The following is a 5,043-nucleotide window of genomic DNA, read 5'->3' on the forward strand; positions in this document are numbered from 1 at the left end:
AATTTCAGCGTGAGCTGGACCTTTATATAGCATCCAGCCGATGTGACTCCACCAAAAACCCTTTTGGGCATTGTGAGGGTCGAGCGCATTTTGGTCAGAGTTGGTGTGGTGCAATCGGTGCAGCCCAACCCAATCAATTATTCCTCCTTGACAGGCAAGGGCTCCGCAAAATGCTAGAAAGTATTCTACGAATTTTGGTGTCTGAAAGCTGCGGTGGGTGAGCATACGATGCCATCCGAGAGTTATTCCCAAACCGCCGGTTATCCAGTGCATAAATACTGTTAAACCAACTGCTGTCCAATTGAAGTTACTGGGTAGCAGGGCGAACAAAGCGCCGATATGAAGTCCTGCTAAACTAATAACGTGCTTCCAATTGTAGTGGAGTTTTTCTTGCGTTGCTATTGTCATTCTTTTTTTGATTTCTGATGAGATGCCGACCGGGATTCACGCATAATAGTTTGGATTGAGCAGTGAACTTTTTTTGCTGCACACTTGCCCAAACTAATAAAGAATCAATGATAGATTTGGGATTAGGATTGAAAAAGATTTACGGTTGTATTTTGAAAATAAAAAATTTGGTGACCAAACAAATTTTTTTGTTCCCAATTATATTATAACTGATTCTGGTTTTGGTTGGGTCGATCGCACCAGAGGATGCGAGGTTACTTCAACCCAACCTGTATCCGATCGCAAAAAACAGGATTAGGCATTGGTCACTAGCCATTAGTCCAGAACTGATGACCGACAACCAATGACTAATTGCCGATCGCTATTTTTCTGCTAATTTCACTTTGGTTGCCAAACCCAGCGATTGCAGCAGTTGAATTGTCATCCAGGTGAAGTCGATTTCCCACCATTGAAGACCGTGGCGAGCCGAGTATTGAAAAGCGTGGTGGTTGTTGTGCCAGCCTTCGCCGTAGGTGAGCAAAGCCACCCACCAGCAGTTGGTCGATCGATCGCCCGACTCGTAGGTGCGGTAGCCGAATTTGTGGGTAGCGCTGTTAACCAGCCAAGTGCAGTGGAACACCACCACGATCCGCATAAACACGCCCCAAACCACGAAAGACCAGCCGCCTAATAAATAAAGCAACACACCGAAGACAACTTGGATGGGGATAAAATATGCTTGGAGAAACTTGTATACTGGGTCGTCGCCGATGTCTTTAGTAAAGCGGGGGATTTCAACTCTGATCGGGAGATCCGAGAGCATCCAGCCCATGTGGCTCCACCAGAAGCCTTGATTGGAATCGTGCGGATCTGTTTCGGTGTCGGAATGTATGTGGTGTAACCGGTGCATTCCTACCCAGTCGATCGGGCCACCTTCACAGGAAAGGGTACCGCAAATAACTAGAAAATACTCTAGCCATTTCGGTGTTTGAAAACTGCGGTGCGTGACGAGGCGGTGAAATCCGAGAGTAATTCCTAAACCACCTGTTACCCAATGCAGGAATACTGCTAGCCCGACCGCAGACCAGCTAAAATTACCCGGCAGCAAAGCAAATAAAGCACCGATGTGCAGAAAGGCCATAAAGCCTACGACAGGCCAATCAGGAGAAGTTTTTTTGGAAGTTGCAATCGTCATGAATATATTATGTTTACAAACTAGGGGCCGCATCTACGCCATAATGAACAGCGCGCACGCAAAGGGTGAGCGAGGTATAGATGAATAGCGTTTCACGGCTACAGGAAGCAGAACAGGCACTCTTTCAGATTTTTTCTGGTATTGACACTACAGTCAAGCAAAATCTTCAACGAGTCTTAAAAGCTTTTCGCAGCCACCGGGTTGGAGTCCACCATTTTGCAGGGGTTACGGGTTACGGCCACGATGATTTGGGTCGGGAGACTTTGGACGGGGTGTTTGCCGAAGTGGTAGGGGCCCAGGCCGCGGCTGTCCGGGTACAGTTTGTTTCGGGTACTCACGCGATCGCCTGTGCTCTTTTTGGCATCCTGCGTCCTGGTGACGAAATGTTGGCAGTGGCTGGTTCTCCCTACGATACTTTAGAAGAAGTGATCGGCTTGCGGGGGCAAGGTCAAGGTTCACTTGTTGAGTTTGGCATTAGTTACCGTGAGTTGCCTCTAACTCGCGAAGGAAGTTTGGATTGGCACGCATTGAGCTCTACTATTTCAGCAAAGACTCGCCTGGTTTTTATCCAGCGCTCTTGCGGCTATTCTTGGCGGTCGAGTTTGTCTATTTCTGAGATTGAAAAAATCGTCGCCATAGTCAAACATCAGAATCCTAACACAATTTGCTTTGTTGATAATTGTTACGGGGAGTTTGTGGATGATTGCGAACCTACTGCTGTGGGTGCCGATCTGATGGCTGGTTCTTTAATCAAAAATCCGGGGGGTACGATCGTCCCTGCAGGCGGTTATGTGGCAGGGAGGGCTGATTTAGTAGAGGCGGCAACTTGTCGCTTGACGGCGCCGGGAATTGGCAGCAGCGGCGGCGCAACTTTTGATTTGAATCGGTTGCTGTTTCAGGGTTTGTTTATGGCTCCCGGTTGTGTGGGGGAGGCGATGAAGGGAAATCATTTGACGGCTTATGTTTTTTATAAGTTGGGTTATCGAGTGAATCCTATGCCTTTGGCTAGAAGACGAGATGTGATTCAGGCGATCGAATTCGGTTCTGCTGATAAGTTAATTGCTTTTTGTAGGGCTGTTCAGCAAAATTCCCCCGTCGGTTCCTATTTAGATCCGGTGCCTGCTCCGATGCACGGGTACGAGAGTCAGTTAGTGATGGCTGGGGGTACTTTTATTGATGGGAGTACATCGGAGTTTTCGGCTGACGGGCCTCTGCGGGAGCCTTACGTGGCTTTTTGCCAGGGGGGGACTCATTGGACTCATGTATCGATCGCTCTTGAGGATGCGATCGAGGCTGTGGGCCCAGCTAATAAGTAAGTTGTAGGGGCGGTGCGGTACGGGGGCTCGCTGGGTTTGCATGGTGATTTTGGGGGATTTTTTGACCACGAATTTCTTGATGGTACCCGCCACGTGATTTATCCGTGGAATCAATCGAAAATCAAAAATCGAAAATCCTCAAGCCCCCGCATTTATCCGTGGGGTCAATCTAAAATCTAAAATCTAAAATCTAAAATCGATTGACCGCAGATGCAGGCAGATTGACGCTGATGAACGCAGATTAGAAGATGTATCCGGGATCGGCTGCTGGGAGTTGGCTCGCCGGCGCGATCGCGCCGGAACCGGTACACAGGATCAAAGTTAAAATTAATATCGCTGTATTTGCGAGTTTACTCGGCATTTTTGAGTGCTTGAATATCGCCTTGCATAATTATGCTGACATTGCGCGAAATCTTGTCTATTCCCCACTCCCACCACCTAATTTCTAATAGTTGTGCTACTTCAGCATCGCTAAAACGCTGTTTGATTGGATGGGCTGGATTTCCACCGGCAACGGTATAAGCGGGAATGTCTTTTACTACAACGGATTTGGCGGCAATGACGGCACCGTCGCCGATTTTGACTCCGGGCATAATCAGGGATTCATAGCCGATCCAAACATCATTGCCAATGACGGTATCGCCTTTACTTGCCAGTTCCATTAATAAATTCATCGCTGTTTCCCAACCATTTCCAAAAACAGGAAAAGGATAAGTTGAAATCCCGTCTATTTTGTGATTTGCACCGTTCATAATGAATTTGACGTTGGTGGCGATCGCACAAAATTTGCCAATAATTAATCTATCGTTTCCGTAATTATAAAGTACATTTCTTTCAAAGTTTTCTGGATCTATTGGATCGTCGTAATATGAGTAATCGCCGACGATAATGTTGGGGGATTTAATAAAGTTTTTGATGAAGCATACGCGCCGTTGGTCGGCCATCGGATAGGGTCGGTTTGGATCGGGCCCAATTTCTGTCATAAGTTTCAATCCTTATTCGTTAAGCTGCTGGATGAATGTACTGTTAATTCGAGTTAGGTTTCTTCTGCTTCAGTAACATAGACTAATAGAGTTTGTCAAGGGGTGGTAGAGAAAATTTTGGCTGATCGCCCTGCAAGAAATGAGACAAAATGGTAAAAGCCAACATCCATCCGCGTTCCGAAGCGGTTAAAAATCCCAAATTAATATTAAACAAGCGATCGCAGTGAGATAATTTATGAGAGTACGAACCTACGAAATCGGTGATACCCAACAAATTGTAAAACTGTTTTACGACACGGTACACGAAGTAAACATCCGCGATTACACAAAAGCACAAGTAGATGCTTGGGCTCCAGCCGATATCGATATTGAAAGTTGGACTAAGAGTTTAAGCAGTAAATTTACTTTCGTAGCAGAAGAGGGTGATAAAATTGCAGGTTTTGGGGAATTAGAAGCAAGCGGCCATATCGATCGCTTTTACTGTCATCAAAATTTTCAAAGACAAGGAGTTGGCAGCCTAATTTTAAAACAAATTGAGTCAAAAGCCAAAGAGTTAGGAATTAATAAGTTATTTACCGAAGCCAGCATTACAGCTCGACTTTTTTTTGAAAGCCAGGGATTTATTGTGATTAGAAAACAAGAAGTAGAACGGAGAGGACAAAAATTCATCAACTTTGCGATGGAAAAAAATATATAAACAACGATTTGTGTAAAATTAGATTGAAGAGTTTTACGGAGGAGTTGCGATGGTGACGGAAGCTACAAATGTGGTGGGCGGAAAGTTAGAGACTTGCTGCACTTCGCCAATGACAGGATATTATCGGGACGGCAAATGCAATACAGGTGGTGGCGACTTTGGGGCTCACACTGTTTGTGCTCAACTGACAGAAGAGTTTTTGCAATTTACTAAATCGAACGGAAATGATTTGAGCACTCCGGTTCCCGAATTTAACTTTCCCGGTTTGAAGCCTGGGGATTGCTGGTGTTTGTGTGCGCCTAGGTGGAAGGAAGCAATGGATGCAGGAGTTGCGCCGCCTGTGGTTTTGGCCGCGACTCACGCCTTGACTTTGGAATACGTTTCTTTGGATGAATTGAAGCAGCACGCTGCTGATTTGTAGGAGGATGTTGGTGTGCGATCGCTTTTAGTCAATAAGGGCGATCG

5 protein-coding genes and 1 pseudogene are annotated in these 5,043 nt (G+C 46.0%); 3 read left to right on the top strand and 3 right to left on the bottom strand.

The features are described 5' to 3' along the window. Nucleotides 1-408: pseudogene (locus QUA38_RS27195) on the bottom strand (acyl-CoA desaturase); the annotation flags it as partial. Between the two features lie 361 nt (nucleotides 409-769). Continuing rightward, nucleotides 770-1,582 carry an acyl-CoA desaturase gene (locus tag QUA38_RS27200; protein WP_194063518.1) on the bottom strand — a complete coding sequence of 271 codons (813 nt, stop codon included), beginning with the start codon at nucleotides 1,580-1,582 and terminating at the stop codon, nucleotides 770-772. 80 nt (nucleotides 1,583-1,662) lie between these two features. On the opposite strand from QUA38_RS27200, the gene QUA38_RS27205 reads away from it, so the two are divergent. Next, nucleotides 1,663-2,898 carry a methionine gamma-lyase family protein gene (locus QUA38_RS27205; protein ID WP_333167395.1) on the top strand — a complete coding sequence of 412 codons (1,236 nt, stop codon included), beginning with the start codon at nucleotides 1,663-1,665 and terminating at the stop codon, nucleotides 2,896-2,898. 350 nt (nucleotides 2,899-3,248) lie between these two features. On the opposite strand, the gene QUA38_RS27210 is transcribed toward QUA38_RS27205, so the two are convergent. Beyond that, the gene (locus QUA38_RS27210; RefSeq protein WP_333167397.1) at nucleotides 3,249-3,881 is read right to left on the bottom strand and encodes a CatB-related O-acetyltransferase; all 633 of its coding nucleotides are present in this window, start codon (nucleotides 3,879-3,881) and stop codon (nucleotides 3,249-3,251) included. Between the two features lie 235 nt (nucleotides 3,882-4,116). Here QUA38_RS27210 and QUA38_RS27215 point away from each other — a divergent pair, with 235 nt between their 5' ends. Both QUA38_RS27215 and QUA38_RS27220 read left to right on the top strand, forming a co-directional pair. Continuing rightward, a complete protein-coding gene (locus QUA38_RS27215; protein WP_333167399.1) occupies nucleotides 4,117-4,578 on the top strand; it encodes a GNAT family N-acetyltransferase in 462 nt (153 codons plus the stop codon). A 49-nt stretch (nucleotides 4,579-4,627) separates the two neighbouring features. Next, nucleotides 4,628-4,999, top strand: coding sequence for a DUF2237 domain-containing protein (locus QUA38_RS27220; RefSeq protein WP_333167401.1), 372 nt, complete (start codon nucleotides 4,628-4,630; stop codon nucleotides 4,997-4,999). Nucleotides 5,000-5,043: the final 44 nt, after the last annotated feature.

The sequence above is a fragment of the Microcoleus sp. Pol12B4 genome, assembly GCF_036701385.1.
Taxonomy (GTDB): Bacteria; Cyanobacteriota; Cyanobacteriia; order Cyanobacteriales; family Microcoleaceae; genus Microcoleus.